21 protein-coding genes are annotated in these 20,775 nt (G+C 69.6%); 4 read left to right on the plus strand and 17 right to left on the minus strand.

Annotated features, from left to right (window positions below):
- Nucleotides 1-323: 323 nt before the first annotated feature.
- The 8 genes from dapB to hrcA form a co-directional block, all read right to left on the minus strand.
- The gene (gene dapB / locus V1318_RS02675) at nucleotides 324-1,049 is read right to left on the minus strand and encodes a 4-hydroxy-tetrahydrodipicolinate reductase (protein WP_332937480.1); all 726 of its coding nucleotides are present in this window, start codon (nucleotides 1,047-1,049) and stop codon (nucleotides 324-326) included.
- 55 nt (nucleotides 1,050-1,104) lie between these two features.
- On the minus strand, nucleotides 1,105-1,590 hold the full coding sequence (locus V1318_RS02680; RefSeq protein WP_332937481.1) for a hypothetical protein: 486 nt from the start codon (nucleotides 1,588-1,590) through the stop codon (nucleotides 1,105-1,107).
- 44 nt (nucleotides 1,591-1,634) lie between these two features.
- Nucleotides 1,635-1,967 (minus strand): hypothetical protein, encoded by a 333-nt coding sequence (locus V1318_RS02685; RefSeq protein WP_332937482.1) that lies wholly within the window; start codon nucleotides 1,965-1,967, stop codon nucleotides 1,635-1,637.
- A 19-nt stretch (nucleotides 1,968-1,986) separates the two neighbouring features.
- Nucleotides 1,987-3,918 (minus strand): DUF3857 and transglutaminase domain-containing protein, encoded by a 1,932-nt coding sequence (locus V1318_RS02690; RefSeq protein ID WP_332937483.1) that lies wholly within the window; start codon nucleotides 3,916-3,918, stop codon nucleotides 1,987-1,989.
- A gap of 207 nt (nucleotides 3,919-4,125) precedes the next feature.
- Nucleotides 4,126-5,250 (minus strand): molecular chaperone DnaJ, encoded by a 1,125-nt coding sequence (gene dnaJ / locus V1318_RS02695; RefSeq protein ID WP_332937484.1) that lies wholly within the window; start codon nucleotides 5,248-5,250, stop codon nucleotides 4,126-4,128.
- Between the two features lie 173 nt (nucleotides 5,251-5,423).
- Nucleotides 5,424-7,334 carry a molecular chaperone DnaK gene (gene dnaK / locus V1318_RS02700; protein WP_332937485.1) on the minus strand — a complete coding sequence of 637 codons (1,911 nt, stop codon included), beginning with the start codon at nucleotides 7,332-7,334 and terminating at the stop codon, nucleotides 5,424-5,426.
- 140 nt (nucleotides 7,335-7,474) lie between these two features.
- The gene (gene grpE / locus V1318_RS02705; protein ID WP_332937486.1) at nucleotides 7,475-8,290 is read right to left on the minus strand and encodes a nucleotide exchange factor GrpE; all 816 of its coding nucleotides are present in this window, start codon (nucleotides 8,288-8,290) and stop codon (nucleotides 7,475-7,477) included.
- A 168-nt stretch (nucleotides 8,291-8,458) separates the two neighbouring features.
- A complete protein-coding gene (hrcA, locus tag V1318_RS02710; protein WP_332937487.1) occupies nucleotides 8,459-9,508 on the minus strand; it encodes a heat-inducible transcriptional repressor HrcA in 1,050 nt (349 codons plus the stop codon).
- A gap of 349 nt (nucleotides 9,509-9,857) precedes the next feature.
- On the opposite strand from hrcA, the gene recN reads away from it, so the two are divergent.
- On the plus strand, nucleotides 9,858-11,525 hold the full coding sequence (recN, locus tag V1318_RS02715; protein WP_332937488.1) for a DNA repair protein RecN: 1,668 nt from the start codon (nucleotides 9,858-9,860) through the stop codon (nucleotides 11,523-11,525).
- Between the two features lie 389 nt (nucleotides 11,526-11,914).
- On the opposite strand, the gene fur is transcribed toward recN, so the two are convergent.
- Nucleotides 11,915-12,316, minus strand: coding sequence for a ferric iron uptake transcriptional regulator (gene fur, locus V1318_RS02720; RefSeq protein WP_056174976.1), 402 nt, complete (start codon nucleotides 12,314-12,316; stop codon nucleotides 11,915-11,917).
- Between the two features lie 190 nt (nucleotides 12,317-12,506).
- Here fur and bamE point away from each other — a divergent pair, with 190 nt between their 5' ends.
- Nucleotides 12,507-12,902: an outer membrane protein assembly factor BamE gene (bamE, locus tag V1318_RS02725; RefSeq protein ID WP_332937489.1), complete on the plus strand. Its 396-nt coding sequence runs from the start codon at nucleotides 12,507-12,509 to the stop codon at nucleotides 12,900-12,902.
- 54 nt (nucleotides 12,903-12,956) lie between these two features.
- Here bamE and V1318_RS02730 read toward each other — a convergent pair whose 3' ends face one another.
- Both V1318_RS02730 and V1318_RS02735 read right to left on the minus strand, forming a co-directional pair.
- A complete protein-coding gene (locus V1318_RS02730; RefSeq protein WP_332937490.1) occupies nucleotides 12,957-13,238 on the minus strand; it encodes an RnfH family protein in 282 nt (93 codons plus the stop codon).
- A complete protein-coding gene (locus tag V1318_RS02735; RefSeq protein ID WP_332937491.1) occupies nucleotides 13,235-13,669 on the minus strand; it encodes a type II toxin-antitoxin system RatA family toxin in 435 nt (144 codons plus the stop codon). Before V1318_RS02735 ends, V1318_RS02730 begins: the two co-directional genes overlap by 4 nt.
- A gap of 42 nt (nucleotides 13,670-13,711) precedes the next feature.
- Here V1318_RS02735 and smpB point away from each other — a divergent pair, with 42 nt between their 5' ends.
- Nucleotides 13,712-14,224, plus strand: a complete 513-nt coding sequence (gene smpB / locus V1318_RS02740) for an SsrA-binding protein SmpB (RefSeq protein ID WP_332937492.1) — start codon at nucleotides 13,712-13,714, stop codon at nucleotides 14,222-14,224.
- Nucleotides 14,225-14,498: 274 nt separating this feature from the next.
- Here the strand turns inward: smpB and V1318_RS02745 are convergent, their stop codons facing one another.
- The 3 genes from V1318_RS02745 to V1318_RS02755 are packed head-to-tail and all read right to left on the minus strand — an operon-like array spanning nucleotide 14,499 to nucleotide 17,447.
- Nucleotides 14,499-16,688 (minus strand): CHASE domain-containing protein, encoded by a 2,190-nt coding sequence (locus V1318_RS02745; RefSeq protein WP_332937493.1) that lies wholly within the window; start codon nucleotides 16,686-16,688, stop codon nucleotides 14,499-14,501.
- A gap of 56 nt (nucleotides 16,689-16,744) precedes the next feature.
- A complete protein-coding gene (locus V1318_RS02750) occupies nucleotides 16,745-17,167 on the minus strand; it encodes a hypothetical protein (RefSeq protein WP_332937494.1) in 423 nt (140 codons plus the stop codon).
- A 37-nt stretch (nucleotides 17,168-17,204) separates the two neighbouring features.
- Complete coding sequence (locus V1318_RS02755) at nucleotides 17,205-17,447, minus strand: hypothetical protein (protein WP_332937495.1); 243 nt, start codon at nucleotides 17,445-17,447, stop codon at nucleotides 17,205-17,207.
- A gap of 209 nt (nucleotides 17,448-17,656) precedes the next feature.
- On the opposite strand from V1318_RS02755, the gene V1318_RS02760 reads away from it, so the two are divergent.
- Nucleotides 17,657-18,028 carry a helix-turn-helix domain-containing protein gene (locus V1318_RS02760; RefSeq protein WP_056174996.1) on the plus strand — a complete coding sequence of 124 codons (372 nt, stop codon included), beginning with the start codon at nucleotides 17,657-17,659 and terminating at the stop codon, nucleotides 18,026-18,028.
- 291 nt (nucleotides 18,029-18,319) lie between these two features.
- Here V1318_RS02760 and V1318_RS02765 read toward each other — a convergent pair whose 3' ends face one another.
- From V1318_RS02765 to V1318_RS02775, 3 genes are all read right to left on the minus strand, one after another.
- Nucleotides 18,320-18,880, minus strand: coding sequence for a hypothetical protein (locus V1318_RS02765; protein ID WP_332937496.1), 561 nt, complete (start codon nucleotides 18,878-18,880; stop codon nucleotides 18,320-18,322).
- Nucleotides 18,881-19,023: 143 nt separating this feature from the next.
- Complete coding sequence (locus V1318_RS02770) at nucleotides 19,024-19,779, minus strand: CPBP family intramembrane glutamic endopeptidase (RefSeq protein ID WP_332937497.1); 756 nt, start codon at nucleotides 19,777-19,779, stop codon at nucleotides 19,024-19,026.
- 226 nt (nucleotides 19,780-20,005) lie between these two features.
- The gene (locus V1318_RS02775) at nucleotides 20,006-20,317 is read right to left on the minus strand and encodes a hypothetical protein (protein ID WP_332937498.1); all 312 of its coding nucleotides are present in this window, start codon (nucleotides 20,315-20,317) and stop codon (nucleotides 20,006-20,008) included.
- Between the last annotated feature and the right edge of the window lie 458 nt (nucleotides 20,318-20,775).

The raw sequence follows: 20,775 nt of genomic DNA on the forward strand, positions 1-20,775 counted from the left end.
TCCAGCGCGCACCGGCAAAACCGGCTTGCAGCAAAACACGGACGCGGTGCGGGACCGGTCCGGCGGGCGGGGTTCAGGCGAGCGAGAATTGTACCGACGGCGACCGCCGAACGCCAGCCGCGCCGGCCCATTCGCGCGGGCGTAGGCGCGCCCGCAAACCGGCCGTTCACCTTCGCGGCAGCCGATCCGGCCTTGCGGCCCGGATCGGCAAACCGGCGCGGCGCCCCGATCCGGAGCGCTCCGCCGGGCCGGTACCGCGCGCTTACACCGGCGGATCGATACGCGCGGCGCGGCTCAGGGCCTTGAGCCCGCCGCTGGGCGACTCACAGATTCGGAAACATCAGCTCGGCCAGGCCGTAGCGGCCCGGGGCCTGGCGCACCACCTTCAGCGCCGCCTCCAGCGCGCCGCGCGCGAAGATGTCGCGGTTGCTCGCGCGGTGGATCAGCTCCAGGCGCTCGCCGGCGCTGGCGAACTGGACCGTGTGCTCGCCGACGATGTCGCCGGCGCGCAGGCTGGCGTAGTGCGGGTCGCGGCCGCTGCCGATCTCGACCGCACGCCCCAGATGCAGGGCGGTGCCCGAAGGCGCGTCGAGCTTGCGGGTGTGATGGGCCTCGACGATGTCGCAGTCCCAGGCCGGCAGCGCGGCCGCGGCGCGGCGCACCAGCTCGGTCAGCACCGCCACGCCCAGGCTGTAGTTGGCGGCCCAGACCACGGCGATGCGCGCGCTGGCCGCCTCGATCGCGCGGTTTTGCTCCGAAGACAGGCCGGTGGTGCCCGAGACCAGGGCGCAGCCGCGCTGCGCGCACAGCGCCAGCACCGGGTCGAAGCCTTCGGGCAGGCTGAAATCGATGGCGACATCGAACTCGGGGACGCCGCCGAGTTCGCTGGCGGCGAACTGCGGCACGCCGTCGACCACGCGCTGCGCCGGCGATTTGCGCGAGACCGCGGCGACCACGCCGAGATCGTCGCGGCCGGCGGCCAGGCGCAGCAGCGCCAGGCCCATGCGCCCGGAGGCGCCGTGGATCAGGAGTCGGGGGGTCTCGTTCATGCCGGCAGGCTAACGGCTGGGCCGGAGTTTCGACAAGCGCCGAGGCCGCGTCGCCCTATCGGCCGTGATAACGCGCCAGGGTCGTACGCAGGGACTGGCCATCCGGCCCGATCAGATCGGCCGCGCGCCAGCAGCGGCCCGCGCCGCTGAAATGCAGGCGCAGCTCGCGCGCCCGCGCCGGCATATCCTCGGTCAGCACGAAGCGGTAGCGCAGCCGCACCTCGTTCGCGCCCTCGGCGAAATACTCGGGGTCGCGCGCTTCGCCGTCCTGCGCGTCCAGCCAGGGGTCGGCGTCGATCGCGCACAGGCCTTCGGCCTCGCTGCAGGCCTGCTCGCGTCGCAGCAGGCCCAGCAAGGGCGGCGCGAAGGTTTCGCGCAAGACTTCGGGCGGATCGTTCCAGAAGCTGTAGTGATCCCGGAACCAGGCCTGCGCGGCCGCCAACGGCGTTTCGCCCAGGCAGGCCGCCGACGCCGGCATCGCCAGCGCGAATACGGCGACGGCGATGCCGAGCCGGAGCACGCAGCGCAGGCGCAAACTCATCGCCGCGGCGCTCACCGAGGGGCGGAGCGAGTTGCGGCACGACCTCATGCGTCGGCAACCTCGGCCGAGCCCCAGCCCTGCTCCGCCGCATAGCCCTGCAAGCGTTGCAGCATCGCCCCGGCCTTGGCGCCGCGGCTGAGCTCGATATGCAGGCGGGTCTGCGGCAGTCGCGGATCCCAGTCGCTGCCGCGCACGCGGCAGACCACGCCGTCGCGGCGGCCTTCCCAGTACAGGTCCAGGGCCTGGCCCGGCCCGGTCTTCTCGATCAGGCGCGGCCGCGCGATGCCGAGCGCGCCGAACACCCGGCTCGCCGCCGCTTGCAGGCTGCAGGCGTGGCGGCCGGGCGCGAACACGAGCTCATGCGCGGGCAAGGACACGGCGATGCGTCCTGCCCGCCTACTGGTACACCACCTGCGACTTCAGGTTCGGCAGCACCTTCTTGGCGAAGGCCTGGAAGGCGCGGTTGTACTCCGGCGTGCACAGCGGCCCCGGCGTGCCGTCCTCGAATACGCGGCTGGCCTCGAGCACGTTGCCCTTGAGGCTGTAGCTGGCCTGGTAGCGCAGGCCGCCGGATTCGAGCGAAAGATTCGACGGCACCGCGATCACCTTCATGCCGGCCGGGAACTCGATCCGGTAGATCTCCTCCGAGCGCCCGCCCGTGCAGGCGGTGTCGCCCTGTTCGCTGATGTCCTCGTTGGCGCTGGCGGCGAAGCTCGCCACCGGCATCGGGTTCATGAACAAGGGCCCGAGCGGGATCGCACCCGGCACCGGCAGCATCTGCGCGACCTCGAACTCGGCGTCGTAGTTCTGGGTGTCGATCAGGGCCTTGGGATCGTCGTGGCGGAAGCTGCCTTGGGCGACCAGGCCGCCGGCGCGGAAGTAGTTCTTGACCAGGTCCTGGGACTGCTCCTGGGTCAGGCCGCGCAAGGCCTCGCGCAGGGTGATCGCCGGAAAGCCCGATACCTCCACCGCGACCTTGCCCTTGATCGAGCCGTCCTCGGCCACGGTCAGGTGGGTGGTCATGCGCTGGCGATTGCGGCCGGAGCGGTAGGCGGGTGTCTGCGCGCTCAGCTCGGGGCGGTCGACGCGCAGCACCGGCTTGCCGGCCACGCTCACCGGCAGATCGCCGAAGGGGATGCCCTTGGCGGTGGCGTCCAGGTACAGGTCCAGCCCGGGCAGGTAATTGATCACGTGGTTGACGCTGGAAGCGACCGGAATCTCGGGCAGTTGGTACACGTTGCCGGCGTTGACCAGGGCCTGGCTGGCCTCGATGCCCTTGGCCGCCAGCAGCGCCTGCAGCAGGGTCGCGTGGTCCTTGCAATCGCCCAGGCGGTTGTCGAGCACGAAGTCCTGGTCGCGCGGCACCACCGCGCCCAGGCCGATGCAGTTGCCGCCGTAATGGATGTTGGTCGACACCCATTCGTACAGGGCGCGCGCAACCTCGCGCTGGTCGGTCTTGCCGGCGGCGATCTCGTCGGCGAGCTTGCGCACGCGCGCGGTCGGCACCGCCTTGGGCAGCGCGCGCTCGCCGTAGGCGCGCGCGATGTCGCCGTAGCTGCGGAAGGTCGAATAGGCGAAGCCGGGGAACCGATCGACGCGGTACACCGAGTTATCGCGGTTCTTGCGCTTGCGCGGCGCGAGGTTCCGATAGCTCCATTCGACGATGCGGCGATCGCCGACGGTCTCGTCGCGCACTTGCTTCATCGCGCCCCAGGCCTTGTGCTGGGCCCACATCGCGGCCGGCGCGTCGATCTTGATGCGCACGTCGCCCATGTACTGGCTGTCGCCGTAGCTGTCGAGTTCGGAGAACTGGCGATCGAACATCGGCTGCTTGCCGGTCAGCCGGTAGGACAGCACCACCGTGTCGCCGGCGACGACATCGGGAAAGATCAGGCTGGTGGTGGCGATGTCGGAGAAGGCCGGCCCGCCGCCGTCGCGGCCGTCGTTGGTTTCGACCTGGAAGTTGGACTTGGGCACGTCGATGCGGCGGCCGTCGGCCTTGCGCGTATAGGCCTCGATCACGTCCAACTGCTGGATGCTGGCGCTGTAGCTGATCGATTCGCGCTTGGCGTATTCGACCGCGCGCTCGTCCAGCACCTTGACCTGCATTTCGCGCTGTTCGACGTAGCTGCCGTCGGGCTGCACGGTGTAGCTCAGGTGCGCGCGCTCGTTGCGCATCGGCTCGTCGGGCGCGGCCTGCGCCGCCGGGGCCAGGGCTACCGGAGCCTGAGCCGGCGCCGCGGCGGACGCGGCGTCCTGGGCCAGGGCGCTGGCGCACGCCAGCGCCAGACCGATCGCGGCGCACAGCCGCCGTGTTGCGATACGCATCCCTTCCCCCTGTTCCTCGGTGGCGACGCGCGCCTTGCGGAATGGTTCCGCGCCGCGCCGTCCTGAGCCGGCCCAACGCCGGATGCGAGACGTTCTATCACATCGCGCGGGCACCGCTAAGACCGGTCCGGCGCAAGCCCGCCGAGACACATCGCGGCCACGAAAAAGGGGGCCGCGGCCCCCTTGGTCGACAGGCCGGCGCCGACCTCAGGAGGTCATCCGGTCCCAGAAGCCCTTGACGCCGTCGAGGAAGGTCGAGGAACGCGGCGAATGCTTGCGCGCGCCTTCGCCGATGAAGGTCGCTTCGAACTTCTCCAACAGCTCGCGCTGCTCGACGGTCAGGTTGACCGGCGTTTCCACCACCACCCGGCAGTACAGATCGCCGGGCTTGCGGCTGCGCACCGACTTCACGCCCTTGTCGCGCAGGCGGAACAGCTTGCCGCTCTGGGTCTCGAACGGAATCCGCAGCTCGACCTCGCCGCCCAGCGTGGGCACGCGGATGGTGTCGCCGAGCGCGGCCTGGGAGATGCGGATCGGTACTTCGCAATGCAGGTCGTCGCCGTCGCGCTGGAAGATCTCGTGCTCGCGCACGCGCACTTCCACGTACAGGTCGCCGGGCGGCGAACCGGCCGGGCCGGCCTCGCCTTCGCCGGTCAGGCGGATGCGATCGCCGTTGTCGACGCCGGCCGGAATCTTGACCTGCAGGGTCTTGGTGCGTTCGACCCGGCCCTGGCCGTGGCAGTCCTTGCAGGGGTCGGCGATGGTCTGGCCACGGCCGCCGCAATGCGGGCAGGCCTGCTGCATGGAGAAGATGCCGCGCTGGAACCGGACCTGGCCGCGGCCGTTGCAGGTGGCGCAGGTTTCCAGCTTGCCGTCGGCCGAACCCGAGCCGTGGCAGGTGTCGCATTCGTCCAGGGTCGGGATTTCGATCTGCTTGTCCAGGCCGCCGACCGCTTCCTCCAGCGACAGCTCCATCACGTAGCCGATGTCGGCGCCGCGGCGCGGACCGCGCTGGGCGCCGCCGCCGAAGATGTTGCCGAAGATGTCGCCGAAGATGTCGCCCATGTCGGCGTAGCCGGCGCCACCGCCGCCACCGCCCATGCCGTGCTCGAACGCGGCGTGGCCGTGCTGGTCGTAGGCGCGCCGGCGGTTGCCGTCGGACAGCACCTCGTAGGCCTCCTTGCACTCCTTGAACGCGGCCTCGGCGGACTTGTCGTCGGGGTTGCGGTCCGGGTGGTGCTTCATCGCGCAGCGCCGATAGGCCTTCTTCAGGTCTTCGTCGCTGGCGTTGCGGGCCACGCCCAGCACTTCGTAGTAGTCGCGTTTGCTCATGGGCGCAGGTCGGGAATCGGGAATTGAGAGTCGGGAATCGTTAAATCAAAAACAGGCGGCGCGTGGGTACGCCTGCCGCCCGCGACGGATACAAGAAAGGGGAATCGGGTGTCGACGGACCGCAAGCACAAGCCGCGTACCCATTCCCGATTCCCCATTCTCCATTCCCGGCTTTACTTCTTCTCGTCCTTGACCTCGGTGAACTCGGCGTCGACCACGTCCTCGGACTTGGCGCCGGCGTTGCCGCCCGCGTCCGCGCCCGGCTGCTGGGCCTGCACCGCCGCGTCCAGCGCCTGCGCGGCTTCCGCCAGGGCCTTGGACTTGGCCTCGATCTGGCCCTTGTCGTCGCCCTTCATCGCGGTCTCGAGCTCGGCGATCGCGCCCTCGGTGCGGCCGATCGCGTCGCCCGGCAGCTTCTCACCGTGCTCCTTGATCGTGCTGCGCGCCATGTGGATCAAGCCGTCAGCCTGGTTGCGGGCCTGCACCAGCTCGTGGAACTTCTGGTCTTCCTCGCGGTTGGCTTCCGCGTCGGCGACCATCTTGGCGATCTCCTCCTCGGACAGGCCCGAGCCGGCCTTGATCTCGACCTTCTGCTCCTTGCCGGTCTTCTTGTCCTTGGCCGACACGTGCAGGATGCCGTTGGCGTCGATGTCGAACGAGACCTCGACCTGCGGCATGCCGCGCGGCGAAGGTTCGATGCCGGACAGGTCGAAGCGCGCCAGCGACTTGTTGTAGCGGGCCTGCTCGCGCTCGCCCTGCAGCACGTGCACGGTCACCGCGGACTGGTTGTCCTCGGCGGTGGAGAAGGTCTGCGAGGCCTTGGTCGGCACCGTGGTGTTCTTCTCGATGATCTTGGTGAACACGCCGCCCAGGGTTTCGATGCCCAGCGACAGCGGGGTCACGTCCAGCAGCAGCACGTCCTTGACCTCGCCGGCCAGCACGCCGCCCTGGATCGCCGCGCCGACGGCGACGGCTTCGTCCGGGTTGACGTCCTTGCGCGGTTCCTTGCCGAAGAACTCGGCCACGGCCTGGCCGACCTTGGGCATGCGGGTCTGGCCGCCGACCAGGATCACTTCGCTGATGTCGCTGGCGCGCAGGCCGGCGTCGTTGAGGGCGATGCGGCAGGGCTCGATGGTCTTCTTGACCAGGTCCTCGACCAGCGACTCCAGCTTGGCGCGGGTCAGCTTGATGTTGAGGTGCTTCGGGCCGGAGGCGTCGGCGGTCACGTAGGGCAGATTGACTTCGGTCTGCTGGGCGCTGGACAGCTCGATCTTGGCGCGCTCGGCCGCGTCCTTCAGGCGCTGCAGGGCCAGCGGATCCTTGCGCAGGTCGATGCCCTGGTCCTTCTGGAATTCGTCGACCAAGTAGTCGATGACGCGCTTGTCGAAGTCTTCGCCGCCCAGGAAGGTGTCGCCGTTGGTGGCCAGCACCTCGACCTGCATTTCGCCGTCGACCGAGGCGATCTCGATGATCGACACGTCGAAGGTGCCGCCGCCGAGGTCGTAGACCGCGACCTTGCGATCGCCGCCCTTCTTGTCCATGCCGTAGGCCAACGCGGCCGCGGTCGGCTCGTTGATGATGCGCTTGACTTCCAGGCCGGCGATCTTGCCCGCGTCCTTGGTGGCCTGGCGCTGGCTGTCGTTGAAGTAGGCCGGCACGGTGATGACCGCCTCGGTGACGGTCTCGCCCAGGTAGGCCTCGGCGGTCTTCTTCATCTTGGCCAGCACTTCGGCCGAGATCTGCTGCGGCGCCATCTTCTTGGCGTCGGCGGTCGACACCCAGGCGTCGCCGTTGTCGTGCTGGACGATGCCGTAGGGCACCAGGTCCAGGTCCTTCTGCACTTCGGCGTCGGTGAACTTGCGGCCGATCAGGCGCTTCACCGCGTAGAAGGTGTTCTTGGGGTTGGTGACGGCCTGGCGCTTGGCCGACGCGCCGACCAGGACTTCGCCGTCCTTGGTGAAGGCGACGATGGACGGCGTGGTGCGATCGCCTTCCGCGTTCTCGATGACCTTGACGTTGCCGCCTTCCATGATCGCCACGCACGAGTTGGTCGTGCCCAGGTCGATGCCGATGATCTTGCCCATGGTGTTGTTCCCTCTCGAATGCTTTTGATGTTGCGGCTGCCGTGCAGGCGCCGATGTGCGTTATTTGGGGTCCGGTCGCGGGCGGTTCAAGCGCCCCCGCCCTCGCCCGTCGGCCGTGGCGCGCTCGCGCCGGCGACCGTTCAGGCGTCCTGGGCGACCACGACCAGGGCCGGGCGCAGCAGGCGCTCGTTCAACAGCCAACCCTTCTGGTAGACCTGGACCACGTGGTTCGGGGCCACGCCCGGCGCCGGCACCATGCTCATGGCCTGGTGCTGCTCGGGGTTGAACGGCTGGCCGGTCGGATCGACCGCGACCAGGCCGTTGTCGCCGGCGACCTTGAGCAGCTGGCGCAGGGTCAGCTCCATGCCCTCGCGCAGCGCGCTGGCGTCGCCGCCGGCGGCGGCCAGGCCGGCTTCCAGGCTGTCGATCACCGGCAGCAGGGCGCCGAGCAGGCGCTCGTTGGCGAACTTGCGCGCCATGTCGATGTCGCGCGCCAGGCGCTTGCGCTGGTTGTCGAGTTCGGCGCGCTCGCGCAGCGCGTCCTCGCGGGCCTGGGCCAGTTCGGCGCGCAGGGTCTCGACCTCGTTCGGCGCGACGGCGGCGGCCGCGTCCTGCGCATCGGGCTGGAGTTCGGGATTGGGATCGTGGTGGCTCATGCTGGGCTGGGTCCTGGCGGTACTTCCGCGACAGGGGCAGCTATTGGGGCCGCGCCCAGGCCGTTCAAGTGCGCGCCGCGCAGAAGTGCCACGATCTGCGGCGATCGTGCGGCAACAGCGGCTAGCACCGTGGTTCGATGCCGTTTTTGGGACGATGGCGGGGGCGCGGGCCGAATGATTCGGCCATCGCCGCTTATCGGGGCCTGGCGCCGAGGCGGCGATGCCGGGGCGCGGGGCGTTCGCAGCCCCTGTGGGAGCGGCGTAAGCCGCGATGGGGTTCGGCGACGGTGATACCCGCATCGCGTGTGGGGTTCGATCGCGGCTTACGCCGCTCCCACAAGGGGCTGCGGCTTGGTGGAGGACGCAGGTTGCGACGGCTGTTGGAGGTCGCGGTCGCGGCTTACGCCGCTCCTACCCTAAGGCCGGTCCGCCTTTCCCCTAAGGCCGGTCCGTCTTTCGGTCGCGCGCTCAGCCTTCGGGCTTGAACGCATCTCCCAGCGCGTCCGCGGCGGCCTGCACCACCGGGATCACCCGCTCGTAGGCCATCCGGGTCGGCCCGATCACGCCCAGCACGCCCAGCACGCGGCCGCCGGCGGTGTACGGCGCGGTCACCAGCGACACCCCCTCCAGCGGCGCCAGCCCGGTTTCCTCGCCGATGAAGATGCGCACGCCCGGGGCGTGGATGGTGCGCTCCAGCAGCTGCAGGATCTCGCGCTTGCGCGCGAAGGCCTCGAACAGCTCGCGCAGGCGCTCGACGTCGGACAGCTCCTGCACGCCCATCAGGCGCGTCTGCCCGGCCAGCACCATGTCGTCGTCGCGCTCGGGCGCCAGCGCCTGCTCGGCCAGCTCCACCGACTGCGCCAGCAGCGCGGCCATCTCCGACTGCGCGCTGCGCAGCTCGTGCAGCAGGGTCGCGCGGATATCGGCGACCGGCCTGCCGGCGAAATGGGTGTTGAGGTAGTTGGCCACCCGCTCCAGCTCGCTGGCCTCGAACGGGCGCCGGGTTTGGATGATGCGGTTCTGCACGTCGTGATCGGCGAACACCAGGATCGCCAGCACGCGCTGCGCGTCCAGCGGCACGAAGTCGATGCGCCGGAACGCGAACTGCTCGCGCTTGGGCACGCTGACCACGCCGACGAAATGGGTCATCGCCGACAGCAGCTCCGAAGCGCTGCCGAGCAGGGCCTGGGTGCCCGAGCCGGCCGGCAGTTCGCTGCGCAGGCGCGCCAAGTCGCCCTCGGGCAGCGGCCGCACCTGCAGCAGCGAATCCACGAACAAGCGATAGCCCTGCGCGGTCGGCACCCGCCCGGCCGAGGTGTGCGGGGCGCTGAGCAGGCCGGCTTCCTCCAGGTCGGACAGGATGTTGCGGATGGTCGCCGCGCTCACGTCCAGGCCGGCGTGGCGCGCCAGCGTCTGCGAGCCGACCGGTTCGCCGCTGTGGATGTAGCGCCCGATCAGCGTGCGCAACAACTGGCGCGCGCGCGGATCCAGGCTGAGGTCGGAAGAACGCAGGTTCATTGCTGTCGATATAAGCGCGCCCGGCGGCCGGCGCAAGCGGGGCGATGCGGGACGGCGGTTCATGATCGGGGCTCGCCGGGTTCGGCGGCGGACGCCGGCGGCGTGCGGGGTGAGCCGGTCGTGCCGGAGTCGGCTGCGCGGTAGAAGCAAATTCCCCTCAATCCCCCTTTTTCAAAGGGGGAAGACAAGCGGGGGCGGTGGGGTCGTGCGAACCATTGGGGGCTGGCGCGCGATTTCGCGCATCCCAATCTCAGCTTTGGAGACTATTCCGACGCAGATTGGCGGCCTTCCCTGCTAGCCCGGTCATCCCCGACCCGGCACAATCGCCGCTCCACAACGCCGCCAGCGCATGCTCACCCACCTTTCCCTCAAGCATTTCGTCGTGGTCAGCGCGGCCGAGCTCTCGTTCGGCCCCGGCCTGACCGTGATCTCCGGCGAGACCGGCGCCGGCAAATCGCTGCTGGTCGACGCCCTGGGCCTGATCAGCGGCCTGCGCGCCGACAGCGGCGTGGTCCGCCACGGCGCCGACCGCGCCGAACTGGTCGCCGACTTCTCCCTGGACGACGCCGCGCCGGCCGCCGCCTGGCTGCGCGAGAACGAGCTGGACGAGGACGACAGCTGCCAAGTCCGGCGCGTGATCCGCGCCGATGGCGGCTCGCGGGCCTGGATCAACGGCCGCCCGGCCACCTTGGGCCAGCTCGCCGACCTGGCCTCGCACCTGGTCGAGATCCACGGCCAGCACGAGCACCAGGCCCTGCTGTCCAAGGCCAGCCAGCTCGCCCTGCTCGACGCCTACGCGCGCAACGACGCCGCGCGCGCCGCCGTCGACGCCGCCGCGCGCGACTGGAACGCCCTGCTGCGCGAGCGCGACGCGCTGATCGCCAAGGGCGACGTCTCCGAACGCATCGGCTGGCTGGAACACCAGTACGCCGAACTCGAACGCGAAACCCTGGAACCCGAGGCGATCGCGCGCCTGGTCGCCGACCACAAGCGCCATGCCCACGCCGCCGGCCTGATCGCCGCCTGCGACCACGCCTTCGCCCGCCTCGGCGGCGAGGACGGCCCCTCGCTGTCGCGCAACCTGCAGCAGGTACGCGGCGAGCTGCAGCGGGTGGCCGAGCACGAGGCGCGCCTGCTCGACGTCGACGCCATGCTCGACGCCGCCGCGATCCAGGTCGACGAGGCCCTGGCCCTGCTCGGGCGCGTGCGCGACGACCTCGACCTGGACCCGTCCGCCTTCGAAACCCTGGAACAGCGCCTGGGCCGCCTGCACGAACTCGCGCGCAAGCACCGGGTGACGCCCGAACAACTGGCCGCGCACCGCGACGGCATGGGCGCCGAGCTGGAAGTCCTGCGCGGCGCCGGCGAACGCCTGGCACGCCTGGACGGCGAGATCGTCGGCGCGCGCAAGGCCTGGCACGGCAGCGCCGACCAGCTCAGCGCCTCGCGCAGGATCGCCGCCCAGGCTCTGTCCGCGGCCACCACCGGCCTGATCGGCGAACTGGGCATGGGCGGCGGCCGCTTCGAGATCGCCCTGGAACCCATCGGCGAAGACCGTCCCGACCCGCTGGGCGGCGAGCGCGTCGAGTTCCTGGTCGCGGCCAACCCCGGCCAGCCCGCGCGCGCCCTGCGCAAGGTCGCCTCCGGCGGCGAACTCTCGCGCGTCTCGCTGGCCATCGAAGTGGCCGCACTGGGCCTGGATACGGTGCCCAGCATGGTCTTCGACGAGGTCGACTCCGGCATCGGCGGCGCCGTGGCCGAGATCGTCGGCCAGAAGCTGCGCGCCCTGGGCGCCAGTCGCCAGGTCCTGTGCGTGACCCACCTGCCCCAGGTCGCGGCCCAGGGCCACGCCCATTACCGGGTCAGCAAATCGGCCAGCGAGGGCGTCACCCAGAGCGCGGTCCAGCGCCTGGACGCCAAGCAGCGCGAAGAAGAACTGGCGCGCATGCTCGGCGGCGTCGAGCTGACCAAGGAAGTGCGCGCGGCGGCCAAGCGGCTGCTGGCGGACGTGGTTTAAGGCCGGGATTCGGGATTCGGGATTCGGGATTCGGGATTCGGGATTCGGGATTCGGGATTCGGGATTCGGGATTCGAAAAGAGCTTAGAACCTCGTCGCCACTCTCGATCCGTCATCCCCGCGCAGGCGGGGATCCAGTGAATGGCCTGGCTGTCGCCGACGGCGCGGCCGCATCGGGCTTCGCAGCCCCAAGCCTTCGGGCCGGCGTCCTGCCGGTCGAGCCGGTCCCGCACCGAACGAAGCCGCGCCGCCGCATTCCTCGTAATTCGACACCGGCAGGCACGCAGCCCGCCAAAGCGAAGGCCCGCCATCGGCGGGCCTTCTTGTCCCGGTATATCGGCGAGCGCTACGGCCCTGCCTACCCGAGTCGCGAATCGAGATTCGCGACCGTCAACGCTTCTTACGCACGTACAGCACCAGCGAGTGCTCCTCGATCTCGTAGCCGTGCTTGGCCGCGATCTTGCGCTGCAGCTCCTCGATCTCGGCGCTTTCGAACTCGGTGATCTTGCCGGTCTCGATGTCGACCATGTGGTCGTGGTGGTGGCCGCGGTCGAGTTCGTACACCGACTGGCCGGCTTCGAAATTGTGCTTGAGCACCAGGCCGGCGGACTCGAACTGGGTCAGGACCCGGTAGACCGTGGCCAGGCCGATGTCCTCGCCTTTTTCCAACAACAGCCGGTAGATGTCCTCGGCGGTCATGTGGCGCGGCTTGGACTGCTCCAGCAGCTCCAGGATCCGCATGCGCGGATGGGTGACCTTGAGTCCGGCGTTGCGCAGGTCCTGCGATTCCATCTGATCGTCCCTCTTTATCTTGCTCGATGGGCGGCCCGGGCCGGCGTTCGTGCGCCGGCGGCGCGGCGGCCACGGCCGGAACGGCGGATGAACGCGTCGCGGCGCGCCCCGGTCCACCCCTTGTGGATGCGGCCTTCAGTGTATCATCGGCGCGTTACCCGCCCGTCGCAGACATAGGTCCCAGCACACGATGCGCAAGCTCCTGCTCGTCCTTTCGATCGCCCTGATCACCTCCGGTTGCGGCATTCTCTATAAGCAGCCGATCTACCAGGGCAACCTGCTCGAGAAGACCGCGATCGACCAGCTGCAGGCCGGCATGACCAAGCAGCAGGTGCAGTTGCTGCTGGGCAGCCCTTCGATCGAAGACCCGTTCCACCACGACCGCTGGGATTACACCGCCACCCAGCGCACCGGCCGCCTGGCGCGGACCGAGAAGAAGAACCTGGTCCTGTACTTCGAGAACGACGCCCTGACCCGCTGGGACGGCGACTACTTCCCGGAGCAGGACGAGCAGATCGCCAAGGCCGCGCCCAAGCAGTTCGGCCGCAACCTGGCCAAGGAAAAGGACAAGAAGCGCCGCCGCTGAGGCCGCGCTCGTCCGACCCGGCAAGACTCCGGCACCGCCGCGGCGGTGCCTGCCCTATTTCGACGTACCGCCCTTGAGCGGCCCGCGCACCTGCGCGCGGCGCCGGCGTGCGTCCTTGGGATCGGCCAACAGGGGCCGCAGCAGCTCGATCCGGTCGCCGTCGCGCAGGACCGCATCGGGCTCGGCGCGCACGCCGTAGACCGCATAGGCGACCGCCTCCGGGTCCTGCTCCCAGCCCGCGGCGGCCAGCGCGTCGCGCAGGCGCGCGCCCTCGGGCAGGTCCAGCGCACGCGACTCGAACCGCCGCGGCCAGGCGCGGACCAGCTCGATCTTCACGCCTCGTCCCCGCGGTCGGCGACCCGCACGAAGTCGTCGACCATGCGGTCGGCCAGGCTCTGGAAGCCGATCGCCATCGCCGGGCCCAGCAACTTCACCGCCGGCTCGAACTCCAGGGTCAGGGTCACCTTGCAGGCCGACTCGTCCAGGGCATGGAACTCCCAGCGCCCGCCGAGCTGGCGGAACGGCCCGTCGACCAGCTTGAGCTCGATATGGTGCGGCGGCACCAGGGTATTGCGGGTGGTGAACCAGGTCCGCAGCGCCCCCAGGCCCAGGTCCAGCCGCGCCACCATGTGGCTGTCGCTGGCCTCCAGCACCTGCGCGTTCTCGCACCAGTCGAAGCGCCGCGGGTAGGCCGCGACGTCGTTGACCAGCGCGTACATGCGCGCGGCGGAATGTTCGACTAGGGCGGAGCGACGGATGGTCGGCATGGAATATTCGCTAGCGGCCGCGCAATCGGGGACAATGGCGCGATGGCTAAAAATGCAAACAACAAGGCCGGCAAGGATAAAGGAAAGGGCGGTGCCGGCGGCACCATTGCCCTGAACAAGCGTTCGCGCCACGACTACCACCTCGAGGAACGCTTCGAGGCGGGCCTGGCCCTGCAAGGCTGGGAGCTCAAGTCGATCCGCGCCGGACGCGCCAACATCACCGACGCCTACGCGGTCATCCGCGAGGGCGAGATGTTCCTGTACGGCTCCCAGATCAACCCGCTGATCTCGGCCTCGACCCACGTCGTGGCCGAGGAACGCCGCACCCGCAAGCTGCTGCTGCACCGGCGCGAGATCGACAACCTGATCGGCCGGGTCCAGCGCGACGGCTACACCGTGGTGCTCACCGCGCTGTACTGGAAGGGCAACAAGGTCAAGGCCGAGATCGCCCTGGCCAAGGGCAAGCAGAGCCACGACAAGCGCGAAGCCAGCAAGGAACGCGACTGGGCGCGCGAGAAGCAGCGCGTGATGCGGCGGCACAACCGGGACGCTTGAAGCCTCGGGCGGCCCGGCCTGTGCGGGCCCCGCCGCCACGGTTCGACGGACTGGCCGTATACGGCCCGGCAATCGGCGGCAGCCGTCTCTCACGGTTCGATCAGCCCCCCTCGATAACGCTCCTCCGCCGCCTCCTACTTTGAAAAAGGGGGATTGAGGGGATTTGCTCCTGCCCGCCACAACGAAGCCCGCCGCCCACGCTTCGAGAAGCTCGCACGAACGACTCAGTGCGCCGCGACCGGCTCGCGACTACGCGGCCGATCACCGCGCAGGCCTATTCCCCCGGCAACGTAAACGTAAACGTCGCGCCCTGCCCCTCCACGCCCTCGGCGCGGATCGTGCCGCCGTGGCGTTCGACGATGCGTTTGACCGAGGCCAGGCCGATGCCGTGGCCCGGAAAATCGCTGTCGGTGTGCAGGCGCTGGAACGGCCGGAACAGCTTGCTCACGTATTCCTGGGCGAAGCCCGCGCCGTTGTCGCGCACATGGAATTCCGCCAGCCCCTGGGCGTTGACGGTGGCGCCGAACTGGATACGCGCCAGCGCCTGGTCGCGGGTGAACTTCCAGGCGTTGCCCAGCAGGTTGGCCAGCAGGTTGCGCAGCAGCGCCGCGTCGCCGACCACCTGCAGGCCCGGTTCGATCTCGACTTCGACGCGGCGCTGCGGATCGGCGCTGCGCAGTTCCTCGACGATCTCGCCGGCCAGCTTGCTCAGATCGATACGGTCGAACTTGAGCTCGCTGCGCGCCAGTCGCGACATGTGCAGCAGGGCGTCGATCAGCTCGCCCATGCGCCCGGCCGCCTTGCGCACGCGCCCCAGATAGTCGCGCCCGGAATCGTCGAGCTGGGCGGCGTGCTTCTCGATCAGGATGCGGCTGAAGCCCTCGATCGCGCGCAGCGGCGCGCGCAGGTCGTGCGAGACGCTGTAGGCGAAGGCCTCCAGCTCCTGATTGGCCAGGCTCAGCTCGCGCGTGCGCAGGGCCACGCGCGCCTCCAGGGTACGGTTGAGCGCGTGCACGCGCGCTTCCGCGCGCAGGCGTTCGGTCACGTCCTCGACCTGGACCAGGCCGGTGATGTCCTGGCCGACGTTGCCCGGCACCGGCGAATAGGTCAGTTGGACCTGGCGCACCAGCCCGTCCTCGCGATGCAGGCGCCGGGTCGCGCGGTGCACGCCGTCGGTGTCGGTGCGGCCGGCGGTCCGGCCCACCAGTTCGTGGTCCTCGTTCTCGAACAGGCCGTCGAAACGGGTGCCGCGCAGCGCGGCCTCGTTGTTGCCGACGATCGCGACCAGGGCCGGATTGGCCTCGACGATGCGGCCTTCGCTGTCCAACAAGGCCTTGCCGATCGCCGAATAGCGCATCGCGCTGCGGAAGCGGGTCTCGCTGCGGCGATAGTCCTCGGTCATGCGCAAGGCGATCTTGCGCGCGCGCGCCTCGGTGCGGGCCAGGGTCAGCGCCACCGCGTACAGCAGCAGCGAGGCGAACAGGCCCAGCGCCAGCATGTTCTGCAGGCTGGCCAGGCGCGGCGCCGACTGCGCCTGCGGGCTGGATTCGAACTCCAGCCGCCAGCGCCGCCCGTAGACGTCCAAGGTGGTCGAGTGACGGAACGCCGGCACCTCCTCGCTGAGCTCGCCGGGGCTGGCATACAGCAAGGAACTCGCGCCGCGGTCGACATCGTAGATGCGGAAGCGCGCGTCCTTGAAGGCGTTGCCCAGCGAGTTCTCCACGAACGGCTGCACCCGGAACGGCACGTACACCCAGCCCTGCATCGAGCTGCGGCGTGCATCCCGGCTCTGCGGGCGGTCGCCGCCGCGATACACCGGCAGGTACAGCACCAGGCCGACGCTCTTCTCGGCGCCGTCCTGGATCAGGTGCACGGGGCCGGTCAGCTGCGGCTGGCCGGACTCCAGCGCCGCCGACATCGCGGCCGCGCGGGTCGGCTCGGAGTACATGTCGTAGCCGACCGCCGCCACGTTGGCCGGCGTCTTGGGCTCCAGGTACAGGATCGGGCCGTAGTCGCGGCGCACGCCGCGCGGACGCACCTCGAGCATGCCGTAGCCGGATTCGCGCCATTCGGTTTGCAGATCCGGCAGCCGCGAACTGCGCACGTAGCCGCCGAAGCCCAGACCCAGCATGGCCGAGAAGCGCTCGCGCAGGTTCATGCCGTCGACATAGGCCCGCCACTGCTGCGGCGTCGGCCGCGATACCGAGGCGAACAGCGACACGCCGCCGCCCGCGACCAGTTCGTAATAGATCAGGCGCTGCCGCATCAGGTCGGTGACGACCTCGGTCTGGGCGTGGAATTCGGACTCGGCCGAACGCAGTTCGCGATCGCGCGCCACGGTCCAGGTCGCGAACACCAGCACCAGCGCGCCGATCAACACCAGCAAGGCGAGCAGATAGCTGCGGCGCGGCACCAGGCCGGACAGTTGGGCGGCGGCGGAATCGTCCAGGTCGGCTGCGCTCATACCCGGAGCATACAAGCCGGGCCAGCACCCAGGCACCTTTCCGACGCCCTCGCCCGCTACGGCTCGGCGGAGCCCGGCGCGGCCGGCGGCGGCCTCGCCTCGCGTCGCAAACCCTCCAGCATCAAGGCGTTCACGCATTCCAGATGCTCGCCGGCGATGCGGCGGCACAGCCGCGCCCAGCGCCGCTGCTCGCCCGCGCTGCGCCCGGCACGCTCCAACTGCGCCACATGCACCTCGATTTCGCGCGCCAACCACAGCAGCGAGTCGCCGTTGCGACTCTCGCGCTCGGCCAGATCCGGCCGCGGGCGCTGACCCCGCATCGACACCGCCAGCACGCAGGCCGCCGCCGCGATCAGCAGGGCCAGCGCCGCGGCCAGACCGGCCGCCACCGCCGAAGCGTCGGCCCACTCGCCGCCCGGCGCCGAAGCCGGTTCGGCCGCCACCACCGCGACCACGGCGGTGGTGGCGGATTCGCGCATGGGCGCCTCGGCAGCGGCATCCGGCCCGCTCATCGGCTCAACCCCGCCCGCTCCGCCGCGGCAGCGCCATCAGCTCGATCGCACTGACCCGCCCGGCACAGGCCTCGGCCATGCGCAAAGCTCGGTTGCGCGTGGAAACAAAGCCTCGAATGCGCATTTGGCGCAGCATTTCTGTGGACACACCGGCGGCCTTGGCCGCCAAGCCGACTGTCGCGAAGCAGGCGACATAACGCCGGATCGGATTTTCGCGGGAGTTTCCGCTTTCCGCGTTCGCGGACATTGCTGCACTGACTGTTCCGGCCACGACATCCCTATCGTCGTTTACGCAAACAAAACATACAACTCGAAGTAGCTAAATACAACACTTAAAAAGTGTGATTCGTTTCCACAAGATGCGCAAGAATGAGTTGCGCTCTCCCGCGCAAGAACGAGTGGACACCCGGTGACGGACAACCGATCGAGCCTGGCAGGACGCACAGGCGGTACCGCATGAGCAACACACCGCACGACGAATTCGCCCGCCGCCTGCATCAGGCGCTGGATTTCTCCGGCTTCGCCAAGGGCCGCGCCCGCACGGGCGCGCTTGCGTCCTATTACGGCGTCAGCCGCGAGACCGCGCGCAAATGGCTGATTGGCCTGGCCCTGCCCGAGCTCGAGCGCATGCTCTCGATCGCGGTCCAACAGCACGTGAGCTTCGAGTGGCTGGCCACCGGCCGCGGCACCATCGAAGGCAAGTCGCTGTCGGTGCGCGACCAGACCACCAAGTACAGCGATCCCGACGAGCTGCGCCTGATGGGCCTGATGCGCAAGCTGTCGCGCAAGAAACGCCGCGCCCTGATCGAACTGCTGGACGGCCACTGAACACCGGCGCGGGCCCTGCCCGCTCCACGGTGTCCGGCCCCGGTCCCGTCGGCGTTGAAGGCCGTTGCATTGAGACTATGCCGTGCGTGTCGCACAGGGCGAGACGGGCGCGATCGTCGTCACGCCACGCAACGCCTGCGCGCGCGCAGCCGCTCCGAGGCAGGTCCGGCGTAAGCCGCGGCCACGCAAGCCCGCGCAGACCAGGCCCCGTCCGAACCAAGGCTGCGCGCACCGGACATCGGCACCCGGCAGCGCCGCGCGATCTCCGGGATCGCGCGGCCTGGTCCAGCCTCAGCGCTCGCCCGTATAGCTGACGTGCCAGGCCTTGCCCTTGTCGTCGACCATGCAGGCCCAGGGCGCGTTCGCGCCCGGCGCCTTGACCTGGACTCCAGTGCCGGCCTGGCTCCACTCGGCGCTGATCACCGACAGCTTGCCCGCATCGGTCTTCGCGGCCTTGGCGACCGCGGCCAGACAGGCCTTCTCGGCGACGGGGTGCGACCGGCGCGGCGCGGCCTTGGGCACGGCGGCGGCAGGCGGCACGGCCACATCGCCCGCCGTCAGCTGGCACACGCCATTGGCGCGATTCTTCCCCGTATACGACAGGCTGGGCCTGCCGCCGGAATCGACGGCGATCGACAGGGTGACGCCGGAGGCGGCGTCCTTGGCTTCGTAGTAGTTGTCGTTGAAACGCTTGAGTTTGGCCTGCTTGCCGTTGACGTACACCGGACCGCCCTGGCCGGCGCGCACGGACAGCTTGCCCGGGCAGCTGCCGTCGAACTGCGGCAAGCCGGCGTGGGCATTGCACGCGAACAGCGACGCGGCGGCCGCGGCGGGGACGAGGATCCATTTCATGGCGAAAACTCCGTGGTTTGGGGGAGCGCGCCGCAATCGAAGGCGCGAGCGGCGGATGATGCGCCCTCGCCCGCCAACGAGACCCGAATACCGGAATCGCCGGGGCGACACGGCTTTGAGCGCGCCGATCCCGGCCCGCCCGCTTATGCGGCGCCCGCCCCCAGCCAAAGGCCCAGGCCGAACATCGACCAGTCGTTGATCGCGTGCGCGCCGAACGATACCCACAGGTTCCGGCTCTTGAGATAGGCCAAGCTCAGCACCAGGCGCGCGCTGCCGATCACCACCAGGCACTGGACCAGGTTCCAGTCGTAGGTCGGCAGATGCGCCGCGCCGAACCACAGCGCCGACAGCAGCCACGCGCACAGCAGCGCGCGCGAACGCGGCCAGGCCAGCTTGCGATGGAACAACCAGGCCAGGGCCAGCAAAGGCAGGATGCTCAGCACTTCCTCGCCGAACAATTGCGGCAGGGTCCTGAGAAAGAACAGCAGCCGTTCGTCGCCGGTCTGCCCGGCCAGCAAGGCGAACGCCGGATTGCGGGCGGCGTCGAACAGCTTCAGCACCGTCGCGCCGATCAGCACGGTGACGACGATATTGAGCAAGGCGAATCCGAACATCCACAGCAGCTCCCGCCAGCCGACGCGGCGAAAGACGGCGGTCCAGTGGCGCCCCGCGACCATGCGCAGGCCCAGCATCGGGATCGCGAAGAACGCGACCGCCGGAACGAACCGGCCCCAGCCATCGCGCAACAGCGGCAGGGGTGCGATCAGCACCGCGAAGCCGAGCGCGACCGTGGCCATCAGGAACCACCACCGCGCACCGGAGATCGCGACGGGCCGGTCGTCGTAGTACGGAAGATCCGATCCGGCGGGCATAGCCTGGGCGGCCGCAGCGTTCTTCATGGGAGCTCCTGCAGCACTACGGCCGGACAGACCGGGCGGAAACCTGCTGCGCAGCAGTATGCCCGGTGCGTGGCGTCATCCACGGCAAGCACCGGCAACAACGCCGGCGGGAGTCGGGGTCGGAATCCATCGCCCGGGGCCCGTCTCGGACGCAGGCCGAGCCAGGCTCGGGCCGCGCCCGCCGCCGGCATTCGCCGCCCGTTCGCTGCGCTGTGCTCCTTTCGGGCTAAGGCAGCGTGAACTTGCGCGTTACGCGCAAGGGCCAGATCGACGTGAACTGGGCGCCGCCGACCAGACGGAACGCCGCCGATACGCCCTGCACCACTCCCGCCTGCTCCAGCACGTTGCGTGCGCGCCGGAAGGCCTGGCGCGGATCGGCCGTGGTCATGAACAGATTGATCTCCTTCGGGCTGGTGTCGTAGCCCTCCAGTTCCACCGTGTCGCCCAGGACCTGCTTGAGCTCGCTTTCGATCGTGGCGAGGAAGGCTTCGTCTGCGAGCGACTTGCGCCACAGCTTGATGACGAGTTGATAGTCCATTGCGCCATTGTAGCCCCTGACCGCATGCGGCTCGCCGGCCGCGGCGGAAACGCAGCGGATGCACAGACGCCGCCGCCCCGGACAGCGTCTGGCGATGGCTGTCCCTCGGGCAGTGCGTCGCATCGGCGGCATTCCCCGTCTACGGCGTCGTGCCCGGCAACTGGGTGCTCATCGTCGCCGACCGCCGCGTGCACCGACGACCATCGCGGATCGGGCACGAACGGTGATCGGCCACCGGTCGCGACGCTGAACCTCGTCGCACGATCGCGCTTTCACCTTGCTGTTTCGATCGTCGTGCAATGATGGTCTACCGGCACGCACGCCTCTTGTTTGGTTTCCGATGCCTCAGCTGTGGAGGATGTTCAGCCGTTGGCTACGCTTACGCAGGCGTTGGTGGCGCTGGCGACGTGCAGCCGCACCGAGCGCGCTGCAGGTCGAAGGCCCCCTGCGATCGCAAC

Origin of the sequence: Lysobacter sp. CCNWLW3 (genome assembly GCF_036697405.1) — a bacterium.
Taxonomy (GTDB): Bacteria; Pseudomonadota; Gammaproteobacteria; order Xanthomonadales; family Xanthomonadaceae; genus Lysobacter.

Excerpts from the sequence above, each read along its gene's own strand:
- V1318_RS02765 (WP_332937496.1), bottom strand. The coding sequence starts at position 18,880 with ATGAAATGGATCCTCGTCCCCGCCGCGGCCGCCGCGTCGCTGTTCGCG.
- V1318_RS02770 (WP_332937497.1), bottom strand. The coding sequence starts at position 19,779 with ATGAAGAACGCTGCGGCCGCCCAGGCTATGCCCGCCGGATCGGATCTT.
- V1318_RS02745 (WP_332937493.1), bottom strand. The coding sequence starts at position 16,688 with ATGAGCGCAGCCGACCTGGACGATTCCGCCGCCGCCCAACTGTCCGGC.
- grpE (WP_332937486.1), bottom strand. The coding sequence starts at position 8,290 with ATGCGGGTATCACCGTCGCCGAACCCCATCGCGGCTTACGCCGCTCCC.
- V1318_RS02760 (WP_056174996.1), top strand. The coding sequence starts at position 17,657 with ATGAGCAACACACCGCACGACGAATTCGCCCGCCGCCTGCATCAGGCG.
- V1318_RS02755 (WP_332937495.1), bottom strand. The coding sequence starts at position 17,447 with ATGTCCGCGAACGCGGAAAGCGGAAACTCCCGCGAAAATCCGATCCGG.
- hrcA (WP_332937487.1), bottom strand. The coding sequence starts at position 9,508 with ATGAACCTGCGTTCTTCCGACCTCAGCCTGGATCCGCGCGCGCGCCAG.
- V1318_RS02680 (WP_332937481.1), bottom strand. The coding sequence starts at position 1,590 with ATGAGTTTGCGCCTGCGCTGCGTGCTCCGGCTCGGCATCGCCGTCGCC.
- V1318_RS02735 (WP_332937491.1), bottom strand. The coding sequence starts at position 13,669 with ATGCCGACCATCCGTCGCTCCGCCCTAGTCGAACATTCCGCCGCGCGC.
- dapB (WP_332937480.1), bottom strand. The coding sequence starts at position 1,049 with ATGAACGAGACCCCCCGACTCCTGATCCACGGCGCCTCCGGGCGCATG.
- V1318_RS02690 (WP_332937483.1), bottom strand. The coding sequence starts at position 3,918 with ATGCGTATCGCAACACGGCGGCTGTGCGCCGCGATCGGTCTGGCGCTG.
- recN (WP_332937488.1), top strand. The coding sequence starts at position 9,858 with ATGCTCACCCACCTTTCCCTCAAGCATTTCGTCGTGGTCAGCGCGGCC.
- smpB (WP_332937492.1), top strand. The coding sequence starts at position 13,712 with ATGGCTAAAAATGCAAACAACAAGGCCGGCAAGGATAAAGGAAAGGGC.
- dnaK (WP_332937485.1), bottom strand. The coding sequence starts at position 7,334 with ATGGGCAAGATCATCGGCATCGACCTGGGCACGACCAACTCGTGCGTG.
- V1318_RS02750 (WP_332937494.1), bottom strand. The coding sequence starts at position 17,167 with ATGCGCGAATCCGCCACCACCGCCGTGGTCGCGGTGGTGGCGGCCGAA.
- dnaJ (WP_332937484.1), bottom strand. The coding sequence starts at position 5,250 with ATGAGCAAACGCGACTACTACGAAGTGCTGGGCGTGGCCCGCAACGCC.
- fur (WP_056174976.1), bottom strand. The coding sequence starts at position 12,316 with ATGGAATCGCAGGACCTGCGCAACGCCGGACTCAAGGTCACCCATCCG.
- bamE (WP_332937489.1), top strand. The coding sequence starts at position 12,507 with ATGCGCAAGCTCCTGCTCGTCCTTTCGATCGCCCTGATCACCTCCGGT.
- V1318_RS02775 (WP_332937498.1), bottom strand. The coding sequence starts at position 20,317 with ATGGACTATCAACTCGTCATCAAGCTGTGGCGCAAGTCGCTCGCAGAC.